Genomic DNA, 20,474 nt, shown 5'->3' with positions numbered 1-20,474 from the left:
CACTCGTCATTGCGAGTTTAGCACCGGCCGAAGGCCGACCCAGTGATTCCAGAATCATTCCGCGGGGGGATTCTGGATTGCTTCGTCGCTGCGCTCCTCGCAATGACGGGGAGAAGAGAGCTATGGCCCTTGCCCGCGCGCCTTCGCCACCTGCGCCGGCGTCACCAGCGGGCCGGCGTTGCCCCAGGAGTTGCGGATGTAGTTCGTCACCGCTGCGATCTCTTCGTCGGACAGTTGCTTCGCATAGCCCGGCATCTCCCCGGTGTTCGGCGCGCGCGGCGTCGTCACGGTGTGGGCGCCGTCGAGAATGATGCGCAAGGTCGAGGACGGATTGATCGATTGCAGCAGCGCATTGGCCGGCAACGGCGGATAGATGCGCGGGGCGCCGCTGCCGTCGGCTTCATGGCAAGCAATGCAGAGCTTGGCATAGACAGCCTGGCCTGCTTTCATCTCAGCCTCGTCGGGCGGCGTCACAATGCTCTCGCGGCGCGCCGGCGGCAGGCTCTTCAGGTAAACCGCGATCGCGTGCACGTCGGCGTCGCTCAGCTTAGAGGTCGAGGCGATGATCACCTCGGCCATTGGTCCGCCGGCATGGCTCTTCGCGTTGCGGCCGGTTTGCAGATATTCGGCGATGTCCTGCTCACTCCACGACTGCAATCCAGCGCGCGCGGCGCCATCGAGCCGCGGTGCGTACCAGCCGCCGAGCTCGCTGCCGGTCAATGCCTGCGCGCTCTTGTCTGCGCCAAAATAATTCTTCGGCGTGTGGCAGGCGCCGCAATGGCCGGGTCCCATGACGAGATAGCCGCCCCTGTTCCACGCCACGCTCTTGCTCTGGTCAGGCTCGAAAAGGCCGGGCTTGAAGAACAGCCAATTCCAGGCGCGCATCAAGCCGCGATAACCGAACGGCCAGCGCAGCTCCGGCGGCTTGTTACGGCTGACAACAGGCGCGAGCGTGCCGAGATAGGCGCGGATCGCCAGGGTGTCGTCCTTGGTCATCCGGGTGAAGTAGGGGTAGGGGAAGGCCGGGTAGTAAAGCGAGCCGTCCGGCGCGGTGCCGTAGCGCACGGCGCGGGTGAAATCGGCGTCCGTCCAGGCGCCGATCCCGGTGTCGCGGTCCGGCGTCAGGTTCGGCGCATAGATCGCACCGAAGGGCGTTTCAATGCGCTTGCCGCCGGCGAACGGCTTTGTCGGATCGGCGGTGTGGCAGCCGGCACAGTCGCCGGCCTCGACCAGCGTCTTGCCGGTGGCGATCAGTTCGGGTGACGGCTCGGCGGCGACGGCTGCGCTCGCAACCGCAGTGCACAAGACCAGGCCAGCCAGAATCCTCCGCATCGTCGACCCTTCTTGCTGCGACTCATCAGCCCACTCGCATCATATGGCGTCACGTCATTTCGCGGCGCCGGGCCATGGTGACACAAATTGAAAATCGCCAATGCCTTTCCGGCCACGAAATTGCGTTTTTTTCCCGTCGCCGGGTGAGATCCAGATTTGTGATGCGGAAGGTGAAATATCCGACATAGAGTGGCGCAGGTGGTCGGGGCGCCCTAGCTAAAAACAACGGGTAGGCAACGGCTTAAGTGGCCAAACGCTCAAGAGGGCGGAAGAGGACAACGATGGGCATCAACCAGGGTCCGATCAGTCTTGATCAAAAATACACGCAGGAAACCGGACACGTCTTCACCACCGGCATCCAGGCGCTGGTCCGCCTGCCCATGGCCCAGATCCGGCGCGATCGCGCCAGTGGCCTCAATACCGCAGGCTTCATCTCCGGCTATCGCGGTTCGCCGCTCGGCGGCTACGACCAGCAGCTGTTTGCGGCGCGAAAGCACCTCGAGCAGTACAACATCAAATTCCAGCCCGGCGTGAACGAGGACCTGGCCGCGACTGCCGTCTGGGGCTCGCAGCAGCTCAACCTCTCGCCCGGCGCCGCCTATGATGGCGTGGTCGGCATCTGGTACGGCAAGGGCCCGGGCGTCGACCGCTGCGGCGACGTCTTCCGGCACGGCAATGCCGCGGGCTCGGCCAAGAACGGCGGCGTGCTGTGCCTTGCCGGCGACGACCACGGCGCCAAATCCTCGACCGTGCCGCATCAGTCCGACCACGCCTTCATCTCGGCCTTGATGCCGTATCTCTATCCCTCGAGCATCCATGAGATGATCGAGATGGGTCTGCTCGGCATTGCGATGTCGCGCTATTCCGGCTGCTGGGTCGGCATGAAGGTGATCACGGAAACGGTGGAGACAACGGCCGAGATCGACCTCACCGACGAGATGAAGCCGTTCATCATCCCCAGCGATTTCGAGCTGCCGCCCGGCGGCCTCAACCTGCGCTGGCCCGACGATCGTTTCGAGCAGGACCGACGCCTGCAGGACTACAAGGGCTTTGCCGCGATCGCCTTCGCCCGCGCCAACAGGGTCAACCGCGTCACCATGGATTCGCCGAACGCGCGTTTCGGCATCATGGCATCGGGCAAGAGCTACGAGGACGTGCGGCAAGCGCTGCGCGAGCTTGGGATCACCGAAGAGGTTGCCGCCAAGATCGGCCTGCGTCTCTACAAGATCGGCATGCCCTGGCCGCTGGAGCCGGAAGGGGTGCGCCAGTTCGCCGTCGGCCTCGAAGAAATCTTCATCGTCGAGGAGCGCCGCGAAATCGTCGAGAACCAGGTCAAGCAGGAACTGTTCAACTGGCGCGACGACGTGCGGCCGCGCATCGTCGGCAAGATGGACGAGCACGACAAGCGCTTTTTGACCTTCGCCGCCGAGCTCAGCGTCGCCTCGCTTGCGACTTCGCTCACCGAGCGACTGCTTCGACTGAATCTCAACCCCGAGATCGCGGACATGCTCCGCGCCAAGGCCGACTGGTTCAATGGCCGCCAGGCCACCCAGATGCAGGCCGTCGCGCCTGTCTCCCGCACTCCCTACTTCTGCTCCGGCTGTCCCCACAACACATCGACGAAAGTGCCCGAAGGCAGCCGCGCGCTGGCTGGCATCGGCTGCCACTTCATGGCGCTGTGGATGGATCGTTCGACCGAGACCTTCACGCATATGGGCGGCGAAGGCGTGCCATGGGTCGGCATCGCGCCCTTCACCAACGAGAAGCACATCTTCGCAAATCTTGGCGACGGCACCTATTTCCATTCCGGCAGTCTCGCCATCCGCCAGGCGATCGCCTCCAAGGCCAGCATCACCTACAAGATCCTCTATAACGACGCGGTCGCCATGACCGGCGGCCAGCGGCATGACGGCGATCTGTCGCCGCAGAAGATCATGGCCCAGCTTCACGCCGAAGGCATCAGCGAGATCTACCTCGTCTCGGAAAATCCCGATGCCTATCCGGCCGACACCATCGCGCCCGGCGTGAAGAAATATCACCGCGACGAACTGCAAGACGTGATGAAGTTGTGCCGCGAGTTCAAGGGCACATCCGCAATCGTCTTCGTCCAGACCTGCGCCGCCGAGAAGCGCCGCCGCCGCAAGCGGGGCCTGATGGAGGATCCGGCGCGCCGCGTCATGATCAACCCGGCCGTCTGCGAAGGCTGCGGCGACTGCTCGGTGCAGTCGAACTGCATCTCGGTCGAGCCGCTGGAGACCGAGTTCGGCCGCAAGCGCGCCATCAACCAGTCCTCCTGCAACAAGGACTATTCCTGCGTGAAGGGCTTCTGCCCGTCCTTCGTCACCATCGATGGCGGCGCGCCGCGCCACCGCGCGCCGGCGGAGCTGGAGGAGATCGGCGCGCTGCCGGAGCCGGCCTCGCGGCCCAGTCTGGACAAGCCCTACAATATCGCCGTCGGCGGTGTCGGCGGCACCGGCGTCCTCACCATCGGCGCGCTGCTCGGCATGGCCGCCCATATCGAGGGCAAGGCCTCGATGATCCTCGACATGTCGGGCCTGGCACAGAAGGGAGGTGCGGTGCTGAGCCATGTCCGCCTCTCGGATCATCCGGCCGAGGTGACCTGCTCGCGCATCGTCACCGGCACCGCCGATCTCGTCCTCGCCGCCGACGAGGTGGTCGCGGTCGCCAAGGACACGATTTCGCTCTGTGACAGCAGCCGCACCCGCGGCATCATCAACAGCCACGTCATTCCCACCGCTGACTTCATCCTCAACCGCGACTTCAACTTCCAGACCCGCAAGCTGAACGGGCTATTGGAAACCGCGTTGCACAAGGACTCCGTTTTCTTCGACTTCACAAAGCCGGCCGAGCAGCTGCTCGGCGATGCCATCGCCACCAACATGATGATGATGGGCTACGCCTATCAGAAGGGCCTGCTGCCGCTGTCGGCGGAGGCGATCGAGCAGGCCATCGAGGTCAACGGCGTCTCGATCAAGATGAACAAGGAGGCCTTCCGTCTCGGTCGTCTCGCGGTAGCCGATCCGTCCCGCCTTGCCGGCCTGCTGAAGGGCACCGACGAAGCGGTGGCGCCGAAATCCCTGGACGCGATGACGCTCGATGAGATCATCGAACATCGCGCCAAGCATCTGACCGCGTATCAGAACACCCGTCTTGCCAAGCGGTATCGCAGGCTGGTCGACCAGGTCCGCGACGCTGCGGTCAAGGGCGGCTTTGGCGATGCCCTGCCGCGCGCGGTCGCGGTGAACTACGCCAAGCTGCTCGCCTACAAGGACGAGTACGAAGTCGCGCGCCTCTTTACCGACGGCGCCTTCGAACAACAGCTGCGCGACCAGTTCGAGGGCGACTACAAGTTCAACTTCAATCTGGCGCCGCCGATCCTCAGCAATGGTGTCGACGCGCTGGGCCGCCCGAAGAAGCGCGCCTTCGGGCCGTGGATGCTGAACGTCTTCCGTGTGCTGGCAAAGTTCAAATTCCTGCGCGGCACGCCGCTCGACATTTTCGGCCGTAGCGCCGACCGCAAGCTCGAGCGCGATCTGATCACCGGCTACGAGAAGGACGTCGCCACCGTGCTCGGCCTGTTGTCGCCGGTCACGATCGACACGTCGGTCGAACTCCTGTCGCTGCCCGACCGCATCCGCGGCTACGGCCCGGTGAAGGAGAAGGCGGTCGCGGACGCCAAGGCCCGCTACGCCCAGCTCGCGGCCGATCTCGCCAGCCCGCCGCCCGCGCCACGGCAGATCGCGGCGGAATAAATCCAGCAGTCTCGTAGGGTTGGCAAAGGCGCTCTTGCGCCGTGCCCACCATCTTCGTTGGCGTAATTCCAGAAGACGGTGGGCACGCTTCGCTTTGCCCACCCTACGATTTCTTGTTTGAAATCAACCACCCTTCTACTGTGCATGGGGTTGTTTTCGACAAAAAGGGCCTCTTCCGATAAAGCGAAAAGATGCTTGTGCCGTCGGGCAGAACACCTTTAGGATTTTGGCTGTCGCTTCGTCATTGCAAGTAGCTCTTGCGCCCACGCGCTATCCTCTCGCCCGACGGAATATTTCCGCGCTTGCCAATCAGCCCGGTGCGGTTCAGAAAAAAGCGCGAAGAAGAAACGCGAGCGGAGACCTCTGTTTTGACCATCAAGGGCAAGGCCTACATTGCCGGGATTTTTGAACACCCGACCCGGCATGCGCCGGACAAATCCACCGCACAGCTCCACGCCGAAGTCGCCAAGGGCGCGATCGAGGATGCCGGGATCAGCAAGGACGATGTCGACGGCTATTTCTGTGCGGGCGATGCGCCCGGCGGCGCCTGGCCGATGGTCGACTATCTCGGCCTGAACACCAGAAAACTCCGTCACGTCGATTCCACCGAGACGGGCGGCTGTTCCTACATCATCCATCTCGGCCATGCCGCCGAGGCGATCGCGGCGGGAAAGTGCTCGATCGCGCTGATCACGCTCGCCGGCAAGCCGCGCACCGGTGTGATGCCGCCGCGTGCGGCCGGCGCCGAAGTCGATTTCGAATCCGCCTATGGCGCGACCACGCACAATGCCTACGGCATGTGTGCCATGCGCCATATGCACGACTACGGCACCACCTCCGAACAGCTCGCCTGGATCAAGGTCGCGGCCTCGCATCACGCGCAGTACAATCCGCATGCGATGCTTAGGGATGTCGTCACGGTCGAGGACGTCCTGAACTCGCCGATGATCTCCGATCCCCTGCATCGCATGGATTGCTGCGTCGTCTCCGACGGCGGCGGCGCGCTGATCGTGACGACGCCTGAGATCGCCAAGAGCCTGAAGAAGCCGCAGGTGCGCCTGATCGGCCATGGCGAGGCGATGAAGGGTCCGCGCGGCGGCAAGGATCTCGATCTCACATACTCCGCGGGCGTCTGGTCCGGTCCGCGCGCGTTCGAGGAAGCCGGCATCACGCCGAAGGACATCAAATACGCATCCATCTACGACAGCTTCACCATCACCGTGCTGATGCAGCTCGAGGACCTCGGCTTCTGCAGGAAGGGCGAGGGCGGCAAGTTCGTCGCCGACGGCAATCTGATTTCGGGCGTCGGCAAGCTGCCGTTCAACACCGATGGCGGCGGCCTCTGCAGCAACCATCCCGTCAACCGCGGCGGCATGACCAAGATCATCGAGGCGGTCAGGCAGCTGCGCGGCGAGGCCCATCCGAAGGTGCAGGTGAAAAATTGCGATCTCGCCATCGCCCACGGCACCGGCGGCCTTCTAGGCGTCCGCCACGCCGCCTCGACGGCCATTCTGGAGCGCGTGTGATGAGCGAAAAGAAATATCCAGCCCCGGTGACGAACCCCGAGACCGCTGCGTTCTGGGATGCGGCGAGAGGGGGCAAATTCATGATCAAGCGCTGCACCGCCTGCGGCGAAGCGCACTACTTCCCGCGCTCGATCTGTCCGTTTTGCTATTCCGACAAGACGGTGTGGGAGGAAGCGTCGGGCGAAGGCACGATCTACACCTACAGCCTGATGCGGAAGTCTCCGACCGGTCCTTACGCGATCGGCTACGTCACGCTGAAGGAGGGGCCGTCGGTGCAGACCAATTTCGTCGACTGCGATCTGGAGAAGCTGAAGATCGGCCAGAAGGTGAAGGTGGTGTTCAAGCCAACCGACGGCGCGCCGTTGCCGTTTTTCACGCCGGTGTAGTTCTTACTTCCCTTCTCCCCTTGCGGGAAGGTGGCGCGAAGCGCCGGATGAGGGGTCTTTCTCAACGGGAAGACTTTCACTGCGGAAGCAACCCCTCACCCAAATGAGTTTGCCGCACCGTCCTCGCCCTCTCCCACAAGGGGAGAGGGCTCTTCAACTGGCGGTGCCGAAGACATTCGGGAGGAAACAAACAAAATGTCTGCCAGATACGAAGAGCTCAAAGGCCTGAAAAACCTCGGCCAGAAATATGCCTACACCGATCGCGATGTGATGCTCTACGCCTACGGCATCGGCCTCGGCGCCGATCCCATGGACGAGAAGGAACTCGCCTTCGTCAACGAGGGCACGCTGACGCCGCGGCCGCTGAAGGTGGTGCCGACCTTTGCCTCCGTTGCGGCCTGGGGCTCCGGCCCCGGGGAGATGAACCTCAATCGCGTGATGGTGGTCGACGGCGAGCGCGACATCACCTTCCACCAGCCGCTGCCGGTCGCCGCCAACATCACCGCCGACTCCTCCGTGCTCGAAGTCTACGACAAGGGCAAGGACAAGGGCGTCGTCATCAGCCACCAGACCGTGCTCAAGAACGAGAAGGGCGAGAAGCTCGCAACGCTCGTCGCCTCGCGCTTTGCCCGCGGCGACGGCGGCTTTGGCGGCCCGAACCTGACCCAGCCCGATCCGCACAAGATCCCATCGCGCAGCCCGGACAGGACCATCGACATCACCACGCGGCCCGATCAGGCGCTGGTCTATCGCCTCTGCGGCGACCGCAACCCGCTGCACTCGGATCCCGAGTTTGCGAAGAAGGCCGGCTTCCCGCGACCGATCCTTCACGGCATGTGCACCTACGGCATCACCTGCCGCGGCGTGCTCCAGACCTACGCCGACTACGACGCGTCAGCCTTCCGCCAGCATGTGGCGCGGTTCTCTTCCCCTGTCTATCCCGGCGAGACCGTGACCATGGATCTCTGGAAGGACGGCAACGTGGTCTCGTTCGAGGCCAAGGTGAAGTCACGCGGCGTCACCGTGATCAAGAACGGCAAGACAGTGTTGGGTTAGACGGTCTCGTGCCCCGGACGCAGCGCAGCACGCAGTGGTGCGCTGCAGGGCCGGGGCCCAGAGAGCCCAGGCGAAGAAAGAACTGGATCCCGGCTCTGCGACGCAGCGTTCCACGCTGCATCGCGTCCGGGACACCAGAGAAAAAACAAGCAGGGAGAAGCCACCATGGGACTACTCGACGGCAAGGTTGCGCTGATCACTGGCGCGGGCGGCGGGCTCGGTGAGGCCTACGCAAAACTGTTCGCGCGGGAAGGGGCTTCGGTGGTCGTCAACGACCTCGGCGGCCCGCGTGACGGCTCCGGGGCCGACACCTCGATGGCCCAGAAGGTTGTCGATGCGATCAGGGCCGAGGGCGGCAAGGCCGTCGCCAACGGCGCTGACATCTCCACCATGGAGGGCGGCCAGTCGGTGTTCGACGATGCCATCAAGCATTTCGGTCGCGCCGACATCCTGGTCAACAATGCCGGCATCCTGCGCGACCAGACCTTCCACAAGGCCAGTGAAGCCGATTGGGACAAGGTCATCAAGGTGCATCTGAAGGGCACCTTTTGTTGCACCATGCCGGTGTTTCGCTGGATGCGGGAAAACGGCGGCGGCGTCATCGTCAACACCTCTTCGACGTCAGGCCTGATCGGCAATTTCGGCCAGACCAATTACGGCGCGGCCAAGGGCGGCATCTGGGGGCTGTCCAACGTGCTGGCGATCGAGGGCCGCAAGTACAACATCCGGATCTGGACGCTCGCCCCGGGCGCCCTGACCCGCATGACCGCAGACCTGCCCCGCTATAAGGAGAACCCGGGTGCGGCGCTGGGCCCGGACGGGATCGCGCCGGCCGTGCTATACATGGTCAGCGATTTGTCGGGCGATCAGACCGGCAAGGTGCTGGTGTGTCCGGGCCCCGCGGCGTGCGCGAGATGCGGATGATGGAGATGGAAGGCTGGAAACCGCCGCATACGGGCTGGAACGCCCAGGACATCGTCGATCACGCCAAGGAGATCTTCTTCTCCGAAGAGCAGATCAAGATGGGAGCGCGGCGGTTTTAGGCTGATTTGTCGTTCCGGGCGACGCGAAGCATCGAACCGGAACCTCGAGATTCCGGGTTCGCGCCCTGCGCGTGCCCGAATGACGAACAGAGAGAGACGAGGACTAGATGAAACTGACCGCCGACGCCAAGGGCACTTTCGCAATCGCGCCGACGCCGTTCCATGATGACGGTCGCATCGACGAGCGCTCGATCGACCGCCTGACGGATTTCTACGAGGAAGTCGGCTGCGACGGCGTCACGGTGCTGGGAATCCTCGGTGAGGCGCCCAAGCTCGACGCCACTGAAGCCGAGCAGGTCGCGGTGCGCTTCATCAAGCGTGCGAAGAAGATGCAGGTGATCGTCGGCGTCTCCGCGCCGGGCTTTGCCACCATGCGCTCGCTGGCGAAGGCCTCGATGGATGCAGGCGCGGCCGGCGTCATGATCGCGCCGCCGCCGTCGCTTCGCACCGACGACCAGATCGTCGGCTATTTCAAGCAGGCCGCTGAGGCGATCGGCCCCGATGTGCCCTGGGTGCTTCAGGACTATCCGCTGACGCTCACGGTGGTGTTCACCCCCGCGGTTATCCGCAAGATCGTCATGGACAATCCGAACTGCGTGATGCTCAAGCACGAGGACTGGCCGGGCCTGGAGAAGATCACGACGTTGCGCGGCTTCCAGAAGGATGGTTCGCTCCGGCCGCTGTCGATCCTCTGTGGCAATGGCGGCACGTTCCTGGATTTCGAGATGGAGCGCGGTGCCGACGGCGCCATGACCGGCTATGCGTTCCCCGAGCTTCTGATCGACGTGGTCAACCTTTCCAGAGCCGGCAAGCGCGATGCCGCGCATGATCTATTCGACGCCCATCTGCCGCTGATCCGCTACGAGCAGCAGCCCGGGGTCGGCCTGACCATCCGCAAATACGTGCTGCAGAAGCGCGGCATCATCGCTTCCAGTGCGCAGCGCAAGCCGGGCGCGACGATAACGGCAACCGCGAAGGCCGAGGTCGATTACCTCTTGTCGCGCGTCGCCCGTTTCGACAAGCGGGCTAATCTCGGCCCGCAGTCCAGCGCCGCAGGTTAGTTGAATGGCCGAGACATCAGCATCACGCCCGGCCTCGACGATCCTGCTGCTGCGCGATGGTGCGAAGGAAGTTGAAATCTTCATGATGGTTCGCCATCACCAGATCGAGTTCAACTCGGGCGCGCTGGTGTTTCCGGGCGGCAGTGTCGATGCCGGCGATCAGGAGATCGTCGCTCGCGCCGATCTCTATTCGGGCGGCGAGGGCCTTAGTGAAGCTGACCGCGGATTTCGCATCGCCGCGATCCGCGAGACGTTTGAAGAGAGTGGCATCCTGCTGGCGCGGTCGAAAGGGTCGAATACGCATGTCGATGCCAGGCGCGCCGGGGAGATCGCCGACGCGCATCGCGTCGCGCTCAACGAACACAAGATCAGTTTCCTGAAAATCCTCGACGACAACGGCCTTCAACTTGCGCTCGACACGCTCGTGCCCTACGCGCACTGGATCACGCCGGAAGGCATGCCGAAGCGCTTCGATACCTGGTTTTTCCTCGCGGCCGCGCCGCCCGACCAACTCGGCGCGCATGACGGCCGCGAGTCGACCGACTCGATCTGGGTCTCGGCGCGCGAGGCGGTGGAGGGCGGCGAGAGCGGCCGCTTCAAGCTGCCGTTCCCGACCACGCGCAACCTGATCCGGCTTGCCAAGCAGCCAAGCGTGAGCGCTGCGCTCGACCATGCCAAGGGAATGTCGATCGTCACGGTGATGCCGGTCATGACCAAGACCGAAACCGGCCGACAGCTCCGCATTCCCCGCGAGGCAGGCTATGACGGCGAGGTGTTCGAGGTCGGCGCAGTCGGCTAGGACACTTCGATACCAAGCGAAGTATTGGCGGACGCGCTAGGTTCCGTCCATCGCGGAATGGACGGAGCGCGTCATGGACATCAGGCAGGACACCAATATCGCCGTCGAGCTGGCGCTGCTCGCGCTCGCCACGCTGTGGGGCGGCTCCGACCGCGGCGGCGTTCGCGATCTACTTCCGCCTGCTCCAGACCCTCGGCTCGGTCGGCACCACCGCCCAGGCGTACCTGCGTGTCCCCATCGGGGTCGCCATCAGCGTCGCCTTCCTGGGGGAAACCTTGGGCCGCACCGCCTGGATCGGTCTCGCCGGCGTTATCCTCGGCGTCGTCGCCATGACGATCCCGGCGAGGGGCCCGGGCCGTGGCTAAACCATCATGAAAAGCGGGCCGTTCCGGCAGAGGGAGCCATGTTCCCCCGGAGGGGCGATACAGCGTATATTAGGGGTATATGGAGTCCGGTTCCGCCCCAATGCCCGTCGAAACGCCACCGAATCCGCCGCCGAAGCGATCGTTTTCGCTGTCGATCGGCCAGATGACGTTCGGCAGCTTCATCCTGGTGCTGGCGGTGATCATCGTCACCTCGACCGCCAGCGTGATCGCGATCCGGCATATCGATGCCACCTTTTCCGAACTGCAGCGGCTGCAAAGTGTCGGCGATCTTGCTGAAGACATCGACCGCCGCATGAACGATTTGCGGCTCGCCGCGCGTGACTTCGTCACCGATCCCGGCGCAGGCGTCCAGTTCAAGCAGGTCGGCGAGGCCGCCTCGACCCTGAGCGAGATCCTCAAGAAGACCCGTATCGAGCTCGCTCCCGAGCAGCAGGATATGATCGATGGGGTTTCCGAGCGGCTGGCAACTTACCGCAGCGGTCTGGAGCGGATTTCGACCCTGATCGATCGCCGCGCGCAATTGCTCGCCGGGCTGCCCCCGTTGCGCGACCAATTCGATGCGGCGGTCTCGGAAAGCGGGGATCGTGAACTCGCTGCCCGCCTGTCGGAAGCGCAGAGCCGGATCGCGCTCGGGCTGCTTGCCCGCAATCCGTCCGCGGCCGAGCAGGCCGCGCAGGGTATGCGGACGATGGACATCGCCGATGGCAAGTTGAAGGCGGCCGTGAACAATTACGCCGAGGCCATCATCGCAGTCGCCGTCCGCGAACGGCAGATCTCCGATATCGACCGCGAGGTGCTGGGAACCGAGGGGAGGCTGATCGGCCGCGTCACCGAATTGCTCCGTGACGTCAGCGACCGCCGCGGCCATGTGCTGTCGCGCGATTTCGCCCGCACACTTGCGGAGGCGCGCTGGCAGAGCATCGTGCTCGGCAGCATGGGCGTGCTGATCGGCATCCTCGCCGCGGGGTTCGTGGTGCGTCGGACGGTGCGCCCGTTGGCCAAGATCGCGCGATCCATCCGCGCGCTTGCGGCCGGGGAGAAGAACACGTCGATCCCGTCGGCCGACCTCGACAACGAGATCGGCGATATCGCACGCGCCGCAGAGGTGTTTCGCCGCGCGCTGGAGGAGGCCGACACGGCTCGTGAGGCGGCGGTGCGCGCACTCACCGAGCAGCGGCTGGCCGAAGAGAGCTATCGAAAACTGTTCGAGGGCTCGGTCGACGGCATCTACGTGACGACGCCAGCAGGCGATCTCCTCAACGCCAATCCGGCGTTGGCGCGGATGATGGGCTATGACAGCCCGCAGCTCCTGATCGACAGCATCAGCGACATCGCCCACACCATCTACGTCGATCCCGCGGCGCGCGCGGAATATCAGCGGTTGATGCACCGCGACGGCATGGTGCGCGAGTTCGAGTATCAGGTTCGCCAGCGCAGCGGCAACATCCTCTGGCTCTCCGACAGCGCAACGGGGGTGCGGGACGAACAGGGCAGGATCGTCCGTTACGAGGGCACGCTGCGCGACATTACCGACCAGAAGCGGGCGGAAGACGCCATCGCCGAAGGCCGGCGCTTGCTCCAGCAAGTCATCGACACCGTGCCTGCCGTCATCAACGTCAAAGACCGTAACCTCCGCTACGTGCTGATGAACCGCTACATGGCCGGCATTTTCGGCATCGAGCCCGGCGACGCGCTCGGCCGTACCACCGCGGATCTGATGTCGCGCTACGGCGCGGCCAAGACCGACGAGAACGATAAGCGCGTACTCAGCTTGCGAAAGGGTCTCGGCTTCTACGAGGAGGAGTACCAGGACGCTTCCGGCAACATGCGGCAATGGCTGGTCAACAAGCTGCCGCTGCTCGATGCCGAGGGCGAGATCGAGCGGATCGTCACCGTGGCGCTCGACATCGGCGAACGCAAGCGCGGCGAGCAGGAGATGCGCAAGGCCAAGGACGCGGCCGAGACCGCGCTGCGTAATCTGCGCGAGACCCAGGCCTCGCTGATCGAGGCGGAGAAGCTCGCCGCGCTCGGACGCCTGGTCGCCGGCGTCGCCCACGAGGTCAATAATCCCGTCGGCATCAGCCTGACGGTTGCCTCAGCGCTCGAGCGCAAGACTGCAGTGTTCAGCGCAGAGGTGGAGCGCGGCGAGCTTCGCCGCTCGACGCTCAATGACTACCTCAACACCAGCCGAGACGCGTCCTCGCAGCTCGTCTCCAACCTCAATCGCGCGGCCGAACTGATCCAGTCGTTCAAGCAGGTTGCGGCCGACCGCAACTATTCGGACCAGCGCAGCTTCGACCTCGCCGATCTCACCGAGCAGGTGGTGATGAGCCTGCGCCCGGGCCTGCGCAAGCAGAACCTGACGCTCAACGTCGAGTGCCAGCCAAATCTGACCATGAACAGCTATCCCGGCCCCTACGGTCAGGTCCTGACCAATCTGTTCCTGAACTCGGTGGCGCACGCCTTCCCGGACGGACGTCCTGGAATCATCGACATCAAGGTGCGTGAGTCCGGCAAGGACAATGTCGAGGTCATCGTCTCGGACAATGGCTGCGGCATGTCGCTTGATGTGCGCCGCCGCGCCTTCGATCCGTTTTTCACGACGCGACGGGACCAGGGTGGCACCGGTCTTGGACTGCATATCGTCTACAGCATCGTCACCAACCGGCTCGGGGGGCGGCTCGATCTCGATTCCGAGCCGGGCGGCGGCACGCGCATCCAGATGATCCTGCCGCGCATAGCGCCGCTGGAACAGGCCGCCGAATAGTTCGCGCGAGAGCCCGTCCCGTGCCGATGGAATCGGCACGGGATCCTGGATCCTTGTTTGACGCGTTTTCTTTGACGCGAGCCGGTATCCAACTTAGCTCGAAACGCGCTAATCGACGTCGGTGAGCTTGTGCAGGGTGGCGCCGAAAATCAGACTCGCCTTGCCGACCAGCGCGGTGCCCGTCATCTCCGCCCGGGTGTCGGTGTAGGTCCCGCTGACGCCGATGCCGACCGGGGCAGGGCCGCCGAACAGCGGATTGTCGTCGCCGCGTGGCGTAGTGTGCCGTTGCACCAGCACCTCGCCCTTGAAGCTGCGGTCGTCCTTCACGACGTAGCTGCCGGTGTAATAGAGATAGGCATCGCCGCCAACGATCTTGCCGTCGCGAAAAACAATCACGCCGCTGCCCTTGCCGACTCGACCATCGAGCAGGCTCACGTGAATCGAATAGAGGCCGTTCTTCATAACGTCCCGCCGGCCGGCCGCCATCGCCCAATGGCGTAACCGGTGAAGCTTTTATGCCAAAGCGTAACTCCCCGCGCAACGCGGCAGTTTTGCCGGCGGCGATGCCACCATGCTGGCAGGCGAACCGTAATCGTCCCGGCTTGCGTATGACGGTGACATGACTGTCTGATCATGCAGCGAGGCCAGTCGTCGCGAATCAGAGTTGGCCCGCGAAATGCATAACCATTGTTGCACTGGCCGCGGGGTGCTGGAGCAAGACGAACGTGAGCAACTGGATCGATTCCGGCGGCGATGAGCCGCGCCTGTACAGTGCGCGTCCCACGATTTGCGAAACACGGCGGCGGAGGATTGGCCGCCTCAAACGGTGGCGAAGCGCGGCAGGTCTGGCTTGCGCGCTGACGCTGATCGCGCTGCTTGCCCCTCGCGGGCACGCACGCGACCGCGGCCAGTTCGTCAACACCAACGCGGAGCTGAAGGCCTGGTTCGACGGCTTGCGCAGCGGCAAGGGGCCGTGCTGCTCCGATGCAGACGGCTCGGCGATCTCGGACTCCGATTGGGAGAGCAAGGACGGGCATTATCGTGTCCGCATCCCGCGCCTCGGCTACGCTGTCGACGGCAAGCAGCAGGAGCTGGTCTGGGTCGATGTGCCCGATGAGGCCGTGATCTCGGAGCCCAATCGGGTCGGGCGTACCATGGTATGGCCGATCTACGGCTATATGGGCGTCACCATCCGCTGCTTTATGCCTGGTAGCATGACCTAGCGCGGCAGCGAGCTCGCTTGGCGCGTTAGAGCTCTCATCAGGTGTATTTCTTGTCGCGCTCGAGCAGCTCGATGGAGATGCCCTCGGGACCACGGATAAAGCAGATGCGGACGCCGGGCCGGATCGTGGTCGGCTCGCGCGTGAACGTCACGCCCTTGGCCTTGATCCCGGCGGCAACGGCGTCGATGTCCTTCACCGTGAGCCCGAAATGGTCGAGGCCCTGATGGGGATGCGGGGGCGGCGGGCTGACCGCGCTGTCGCCCTCCAGCGGCGCGATGAAGATTCTTGCGCCGCCGAGATTGACCTCGATGCGCCCCGGCGCGCGCACGATCTCGCCGCCGAGGATATCGCGCAGCCATGCCGCGGTTGCCTCCGGATCGGGGCTGCGCAGATGGACGTGATCCCAGGTGACGACGACTGGCATTTCAGATTCCTCCTGATACGGGCTTCGCAATGTTGCAGCGCATGTTAGCGATCCCGATCGATGATCGCTACCGCGGCTCCTATCTGAGATTCGCGCGCTCGCGGGAACCTCGCGGGAACCTTGGTTCGTGTCGCGGATTGAAGAAGGAGGTGAGTGACGCCTCCATGAATGCAGGGTCTGGCTGGATCGGACTGGGAAGCTTCGTCAGGAATGGCGAGGATGCCGCGCGATCCAGGCCCGCGATTTGGTTCACGTGCGGCCCGTTGCGGCTGCTCGCTGGGCTTCTGGTGTGGGGGACCGCCTGGCTTCTGATCCCGCCCTCTGGAGGTAATGTTGCGCAAGCCGCGCCGGTGAAATTGGCGCTGGCAAGTGTCGATCCGGCTTCTCCGACAGCTGCCTCAGATACCGCCGCGACTCAAGGAGCAGGCCTCGACGGGCTCCGGATTTCTTCGCAGACCTGGCGCCGCGGCGGGCTCGGCTCCAGGGCGCTGGTCACGTTCACCGTGCGAAATGACAACGACTATGCCGTAAAGGATATCGAGATCGTCTGCGCTTTCACGCGACGCGACGGAAGCCATCTGACCGACCGCAGCCGCGTGCTGACCGACACCGTCGGCATGAAGAGCCGCAAGACGTTTGCACGCGTCCCCGTCGGATTTGTCAACGTGAACGCCGATCAGGCGACGTGTTCGCTCGTCAAGGCGCGACGCGTCTAGAGGCTGCGTTTCCGCTAGCGGAAAAGTGACTGCCCTTGCCCCCTTGGTGAAAATCTTGGCGTTGCCATTTGAACCATTGGCTGGACACAGGAACCAATTAGAGGATCGCCGGTTAAGGCGAAAGGCCCACGCGGGGATGCGGGGGGCGGAGCGCGGCATGCCCATCTTTCGGTATTTCATGTTCGTCGGTGGAGCGCTGCTCGCCTTGTTGTTCGCAGCTGATTTCATCTGGCCTGCGTCGCCGGCTCCGCAGACTGTTGCGGGGGCAGGGTATGACCAGCCGCTGATCCGGATCCGATCGGACCGGCATCTGCCTGATCGTGTGGTGCTCGACACCAACCAGCCGACCATTGCCGCACCCGTTGTCACGACGGCCGCTGTCGCACCGGCAAAGCCGCCCGCGCCGGCGGATGTGCTGGCGGACATGTCTGCGAAGGCACGGGTGCGCGAGACGTTCGCCCAGCTCACGCCGAAGGCCGATGCGAAACCGCGGGCCCAGGCCCCCGCTCAGCCCCGACGCCGGGTTGCTCGGGCGCATCCGGCGCCGCAGCGCGGTCAGCCGATGATGCTGGTGGCACAGCAGCCGCATTTCGGTCTTTTCGACACAACTTGGTAACTGCGCCCTTGCCCGCTCAATTGTGGCAAAGAGGGCTTTTTATTGTCTGATCGCTCTGCTAATCCGAACCAATCCGAACGTCGATGTGCTGGCCTGCCGGCGTATGACCGTGACGCTTCGGCTAAGGCCCACCACCCAGGGCCAGGGCGCTCGTAGCTCAGCTGGATAGAGCATCGGATTTCGATTCCGAGGGTCGGGAGTTCGAATCTCTCCGAGCGCGCCATTTAACGCCAGAGCGCGATAGAGTGCCCTGTAGGCGCCCCGCCGCCTTCTCAGGTTCTGCACTCCGTGAGCCAGCAGCGCTTAGCTCGCTGCGTTCTTGATCGCGGTTTCGAAGCTCTTTGCGTCGAAGGCCGGCATACTTTGGATCCGCCCTAGACCTTGGGTCGAGTACCAGACGGAGAACGCCAGCACCGCTTCCGGATTCGGGGCATCAATGACGTCGACGAAATCGTAGTAGCCCTGCGTGTAGTAGATCGACTCGATCTTGATACCCAGATTGTCGAGCCTTGCCTTGGCCTTGCCGATCCGCTCCGATTGCTTGTTCGCCCACTCCGGGCTCAGATTGCCAAGCAGTACATATTTCATTGGCCACCTCCACGTCATGTTGATCATCGCGCGCGAAGGAACCTGACAACTATACGCCTTCCCGCGCCCCGCGTACATGCCGTTCCGCGGCGAAGGCGGCATGGGAGCCGGGCCTGAGAGGAGATTGCCCGATGACCCGTGATGCAAAATCGAAGGCTAGTCCTGCCATGGGCGACCGGACCGTGTCCCTGGCCACAACATCATAGCGCAACAGCGAACACGTAGTGCCCATCTTCATCGGCCGTGGCGCGCCATTTGTCAGCCCAAAGCCGTCGGAGCCGAAGGACCAGTTTGCCGGGCGCGCGCCAGCGTTTCCGAAGGCGCTTCGTGGAAGGTTGCGCGGTAAGCCGCGGAAAACTCGCCGAGATGATGAAAGCCATGGGCGCGCGCGCAGGTGGCAACCGAGGCGCCACCGTTCCTGAGGAGTTGCGTGCGGGTGGCCCACAGCCGCTTCAGGCGGATATATTGATGCAGGCTCATGCCGCGCACCTTGCTCACCGCGCCGCTGAGCGTACGGACCGAGACGCCGAATTCACCGGCGAGATCGGCGGTATAGATCGGTGCGGCCGGGTAGGCCGTGACATAGTCATCGACCTGCTGCACGAGTCTTGCGGATCGCACGCCAGCGCTCGGTGCGCTGCGCTCGGACAACGGGTCGATCTGAAACAGATCGTCGAGGGCGAGCAGCAGGCCCTCCTGGAGATGCGCTGCGACCTCCCTGGTCTCGAACATGCGCGGTTCGACCGATGCGGTCCTGAGAATGTCTTCCACAAGCTGGCGCGCATAGAGGTGAGCGGCGGGGTCCGCGATGCGGACCCACAGCGAGTCGGCGCGATCGAACCAGCCGCGATCCCTGAGTGTCGGCGAGAACATGATCAAGGCATGATGATTGATCTGGGGCTCGACGAAATGGCAATGGTGGTTGCCGCGCAGGGCGATGAAGAAGCGCGAGTCGATATCCATTCCGCTCGAGCTGGCGCGCAGATTGTCGCTCATCGGCAGGATCACCATGCCGCTTGGTGCGCGATAGGTGGTCTCCAGGATGCGCGCAAACGACCTCGCGACGATGATCCGGCACGCCGGCAGGTTCACGATCGCTCGCGCTGCGGCGAAATTGGCGACGTCGAGAGGAATGCTCCGGGAATCTTCCAATGCCTCGGCCGGTCGAAACGCGTCGACATCGGTAAACCTGGTCAGCTGGAGGGCGGACGAAGGGGCAAGAGCGTCGAAAAACATGCGTCTGGCCAATGTTGCAATGTGACAATGAAATGAACGTCGATACGTGGCCATCAATGACCAAACACGACGATTCAGTAAACCCGGATTCTGGACAGTAGGATTGCGGACATCGAAGCTGTCGAAGCGATGGCACTATCAACGGTCGCGGCTCATCGGCTGGCCGGTCCTGAGGTCAATGAAATGGAGCCTCATACAGGCAGGGCAGGTGAAGGACTCAAAGCTCGGCCCTTCCTGCCCCTGCCGCTTCTCAAGATGTGTTTGCACATTCAGGCCCGTCTGGGGGCACCGGAAAACAATCAAATCGGCCATTTGTGCAGAATGACCGCGCGATGATATTTCATCTTTGACCTAGATCAGTTTTGGAATTGCTCCAGGTCCGTTGGCTACGATGCCTGCACGATCTCGCAAGAGCGAAGGGGCCCGAGGGCCCCTTCAAATTCTACCAGCGGCGGTAGCCGTAATAGCCATAATAGCGTGGGCCATAATAAGGCCGCGGTCCGTAATAGCCGGGCCCATAGCCATAACCATAACCATAACCATAACCATAATAATAGTTCGGTCGCCACCAGCAACGTCCCCAGACATTGCAAGCCATGCGCACCTGCTCGACGTTGGAGACTTGCGGTGCTGCAGGGGCGGGCGCGACGGGCATGGCCGAGGCCGCCGTCGACGACGCCACAAGAGCACCGAACAAAGACGCGGCGACAAAGCCGACCTTAAGCTTCATGATATCTTCCTCCGCTTACGCAATACAGAATATCGAAGTTGTTCTGATCAAATTGTGGCGGGACAGAAATGTAATGCTGATGAACGATCTTCAGCCAGTCCGCCATAACCCCGATCAAGCATCGCAGCCTATGCATGTTGGCGGCGCCGATCGCCCATGGGCGCGGCGTCGCCCCCATGCTTGATCCTGCGCAATTCGCACGTTCGCCTTCCTCCTTAGTCTTGCCGCGTGGGCCGTCTTCGAGGGATTCGAAGCGCATTCGGACCGGCCGCCCGCGCCGGTGGGAAGCAAGACGGCCGGTTGTTTGGGAGCTGTGCAATGAACAAGATGAGGATCGATAAAGGCGACTGGCTCGTCGTATGCGACGGACGCAAGGCGCTCATCCTGGAAAATCTCGGCGACGAGATGTTTCCGAACCTTCACACCAGGGAGGTTCGCGAGCACACCAATCCGTCGACCTCAGCGCAAGGAACCGATGCGCCCGGCAGGCTGCATGCGGCGGTTGGGGGCGCCCGCAGCTCGGCGGAGCAAACCGACTGGCACGATGAGGCCGAACGCACATTCCTGCGCAGTCTCGCCGAACGACTCGATACCGCACTCAGTGCCGGGGAGACGTCGGCCCTGACCGTGGTGGCCTCTCCGCGCGCGCTGGGCATGATTCGTACCGACTATTCGGACTCGGTGCGCAGGGCGCTCCGAGCCGAGATCGGCAAAGATCTGGTCAAGCTGCCGGTCTACGAGATCGAGAAGCAGGTGCTGTTGTCGGGGGCCGTCGGATAGGTGCTCCCGCCCGCAAAAAGGACGCCGCGGCG

17 protein-coding genes, 1 tRNA gene and 2 pseudogenes are annotated in these 20,474 nt (G+C 63.6%); 14 read left to right on the top strand and 6 right to left on the bottom strand.

The window, feature by feature from the left end:
* Window positions 1-120: 120 nt before the first annotated feature.
* Window positions 121-1,332: a c-type cytochrome gene (locus XH88_RS23810; protein WP_271670720.1), complete on the bottom strand. Its 1,212-nt coding sequence runs from the start codon at window positions 1,330-1,332 to the stop codon at window positions 121-123.
* A gap of 281 nt (window positions 1,333-1,613) precedes the next feature.
* On the opposite strand from XH88_RS23810, the gene XH88_RS23805 reads away from it, so the two are divergent.
* The 9 genes and pseudogenes from XH88_RS23805 (at window position 1,614) to XH88_RS23765 (ending at window position 14,129) form a co-directional block, all read left to right on the top strand.
* Complete coding sequence (locus tag XH88_RS23805; protein WP_271670719.1) at window positions 1,614-5,105, top strand: indolepyruvate ferredoxin oxidoreductase family protein; 3,492 nt, start codon at window positions 1,614-1,616, stop codon at window positions 5,103-5,105.
* A gap of 368 nt (window positions 5,106-5,473) precedes the next feature.
* Complete coding sequence (locus XH88_RS23800; protein ID WP_271670718.1) at window positions 5,474-6,631, top strand: thiolase domain-containing protein; 1,158 nt, start codon at window positions 5,474-5,476, stop codon at window positions 6,629-6,631.
* Entirely contained in the window at window positions 6,631-7,017 is a 387-nt protein-coding gene (locus tag XH88_RS23795) for a Zn-ribbon domain-containing OB-fold protein (RefSeq protein WP_271670717.1), read from the top strand. The genes XH88_RS23800 and XH88_RS23795 overlap by 1 nt, the downstream gene beginning before the upstream one ends.
* A 195-nt stretch (window positions 7,018-7,212) precedes the next feature.
* Window positions 7,213-8,073 carry a MaoC/PaaZ C-terminal domain-containing protein gene (locus XH88_RS23790; protein WP_271670716.1) on the top strand — a complete coding sequence of 287 codons (861 nt, stop codon included), beginning with the start codon at window positions 7,213-7,215 and terminating at the stop codon, window positions 8,071-8,073.
* 165 nt (window positions 8,074-8,238) lie between these two features.
* Window positions 8,239-9,116, top strand: a pseudogene (locus XH88_RS23785) (SDR family oxidoreductase).
* A 107-nt stretch (window positions 9,117-9,223) separates the two neighbouring features.
* Window positions 9,224-10,177 (top strand): dihydrodipicolinate synthase family protein, encoded by a 954-nt coding sequence (locus XH88_RS23780; RefSeq protein WP_271670715.1) that lies wholly within the window; start codon window positions 9,224-9,226, stop codon window positions 10,175-10,177.
* 4 nt (window positions 10,178-10,181) lie between these two features.
* Window positions 10,182-10,976 carry an NUDIX hydrolase gene (locus XH88_RS23775; protein ID WP_271670714.1) on the top strand — a complete coding sequence of 265 codons (795 nt, stop codon included), beginning with the start codon at window positions 10,182-10,184 and terminating at the stop codon, window positions 10,974-10,976.
* Window positions 10,977-11,041: 65 nt separating this feature from the next.
* A pseudogene (locus tag XH88_RS23770) lies at window positions 11,042-11,341 on the top strand (EamA family transporter); the annotation flags it as partial.
* Between the two features lie 100 nt (window positions 11,342-11,441).
* Window positions 11,442-14,129, top strand: a complete 2,688-nt coding sequence (locus XH88_RS23765) for a PAS domain S-box protein (protein ID WP_271670713.1) — start codon at window positions 11,442-11,444, stop codon at window positions 14,127-14,129.
* Between the two features lie 108 nt (window positions 14,130-14,237).
* On the opposite strand, the gene XH88_RS23760 is transcribed toward XH88_RS23765, so the two are convergent.
* On the bottom strand, window positions 14,238-14,591 hold the full coding sequence (locus tag XH88_RS23760; protein ID WP_271670712.1) for a GrlR family regulatory protein: 354 nt from the start codon (window positions 14,589-14,591) through the stop codon (window positions 14,238-14,240).
* Window positions 14,592-14,854: 263 nt separating this feature from the next.
* Here XH88_RS23760 and XH88_RS23755 point away from each other — a divergent pair, with 263 nt between their 5' ends.
* Window positions 14,855-15,352, top strand: a complete 498-nt coding sequence (locus XH88_RS23755) for a hypothetical protein (protein ID WP_271670711.1) — start codon at window positions 14,855-14,857, stop codon at window positions 15,350-15,352.
* Window positions 15,353-15,389: 37 nt separating this feature from the next.
* On the opposite strand, the gene XH88_RS23750 is transcribed toward XH88_RS23755, so the two are convergent.
* Complete coding sequence (locus XH88_RS23750) at window positions 15,390-15,776, bottom strand: VOC family protein (protein WP_271670710.1); 387 nt, start codon at window positions 15,774-15,776, stop codon at window positions 15,390-15,392.
* Window positions 15,777-15,940: 164 nt separating this feature from the next.
* Here XH88_RS23750 and XH88_RS23745 point away from each other — a divergent pair, with 164 nt between their 5' ends.
* The 3 genes from XH88_RS23745 (at window position 15,941) to XH88_RS23735 (ending at window position 17,331) form a co-directional block, all read left to right on the top strand.
* Window positions 15,941-16,492: a hypothetical protein gene (locus XH88_RS23745; RefSeq protein WP_271671009.1), complete on the top strand. Its 552-nt coding sequence runs from the start codon at window positions 15,941-15,943 to the stop codon at window positions 16,490-16,492.
* A 157-nt stretch (window positions 16,493-16,649) separates the two neighbouring features.
* Window positions 16,650-17,108 (top strand): hypothetical protein, encoded by a 459-nt coding sequence (locus XH88_RS23740; RefSeq protein ID WP_271670709.1) that lies wholly within the window; start codon window positions 16,650-16,652, stop codon window positions 17,106-17,108.
* Between the two features lie 146 nt (window positions 17,109-17,254).
* A tRNA-Arg gene (locus tag XH88_RS23735) sits at window positions 17,255-17,331 on the top strand.
* Window positions 17,332-17,411: 80 nt separating this feature from the next.
* On the opposite strand, the gene XH88_RS23730 is transcribed toward XH88_RS23735, so the two are convergent.
* The 3 genes from XH88_RS23730 to XH88_RS23720 form a co-directional block, all read right to left on the bottom strand.
* Entirely contained in the window at window positions 17,412-17,696 is a 285-nt protein-coding gene (locus tag XH88_RS23730) for a GYD domain-containing protein (RefSeq protein ID WP_271670708.1), read from the bottom strand.
* A 258-nt stretch (window positions 17,697-17,954) separates the two neighbouring features.
* Window positions 17,955-18,932 (bottom strand): AraC family transcriptional regulator, encoded by a 978-nt coding sequence (locus XH88_RS23725; protein ID WP_271670707.1) that lies wholly within the window; start codon window positions 18,930-18,932, stop codon window positions 17,955-17,957.
* 442 nt (window positions 18,933-19,374) lie between these two features.
* On the bottom strand, window positions 19,375-19,662 hold the full coding sequence (locus XH88_RS23720) for a hypothetical protein (protein WP_271670706.1): 288 nt from the start codon (window positions 19,660-19,662) through the stop codon (window positions 19,375-19,377).
* Between the two features lie 318 nt (window positions 19,663-19,980).
* Here XH88_RS23720 and XH88_RS23715 point away from each other — a divergent pair, with 318 nt between their 5' ends.
* Window positions 19,981-20,442, top strand: a complete 462-nt coding sequence (locus XH88_RS23715; protein ID WP_271670705.1) for a host attachment protein — start codon at window positions 19,981-19,983, stop codon at window positions 20,440-20,442.
* The last annotated feature ends 32 nt before the right edge of the window (window positions 20,443-20,474 follow it).

This window comes from Bradyrhizobium sp. CCBAU 51627 (genome assembly GCF_028128765.1).
GTDB lineage: Bacteria > Pseudomonadota > Alphaproteobacteria > Rhizobiales > Xanthobacteraceae > Bradyrhizobium.
This window is presented reverse-complemented; position numbering and strand designations above follow the sequence as displayed.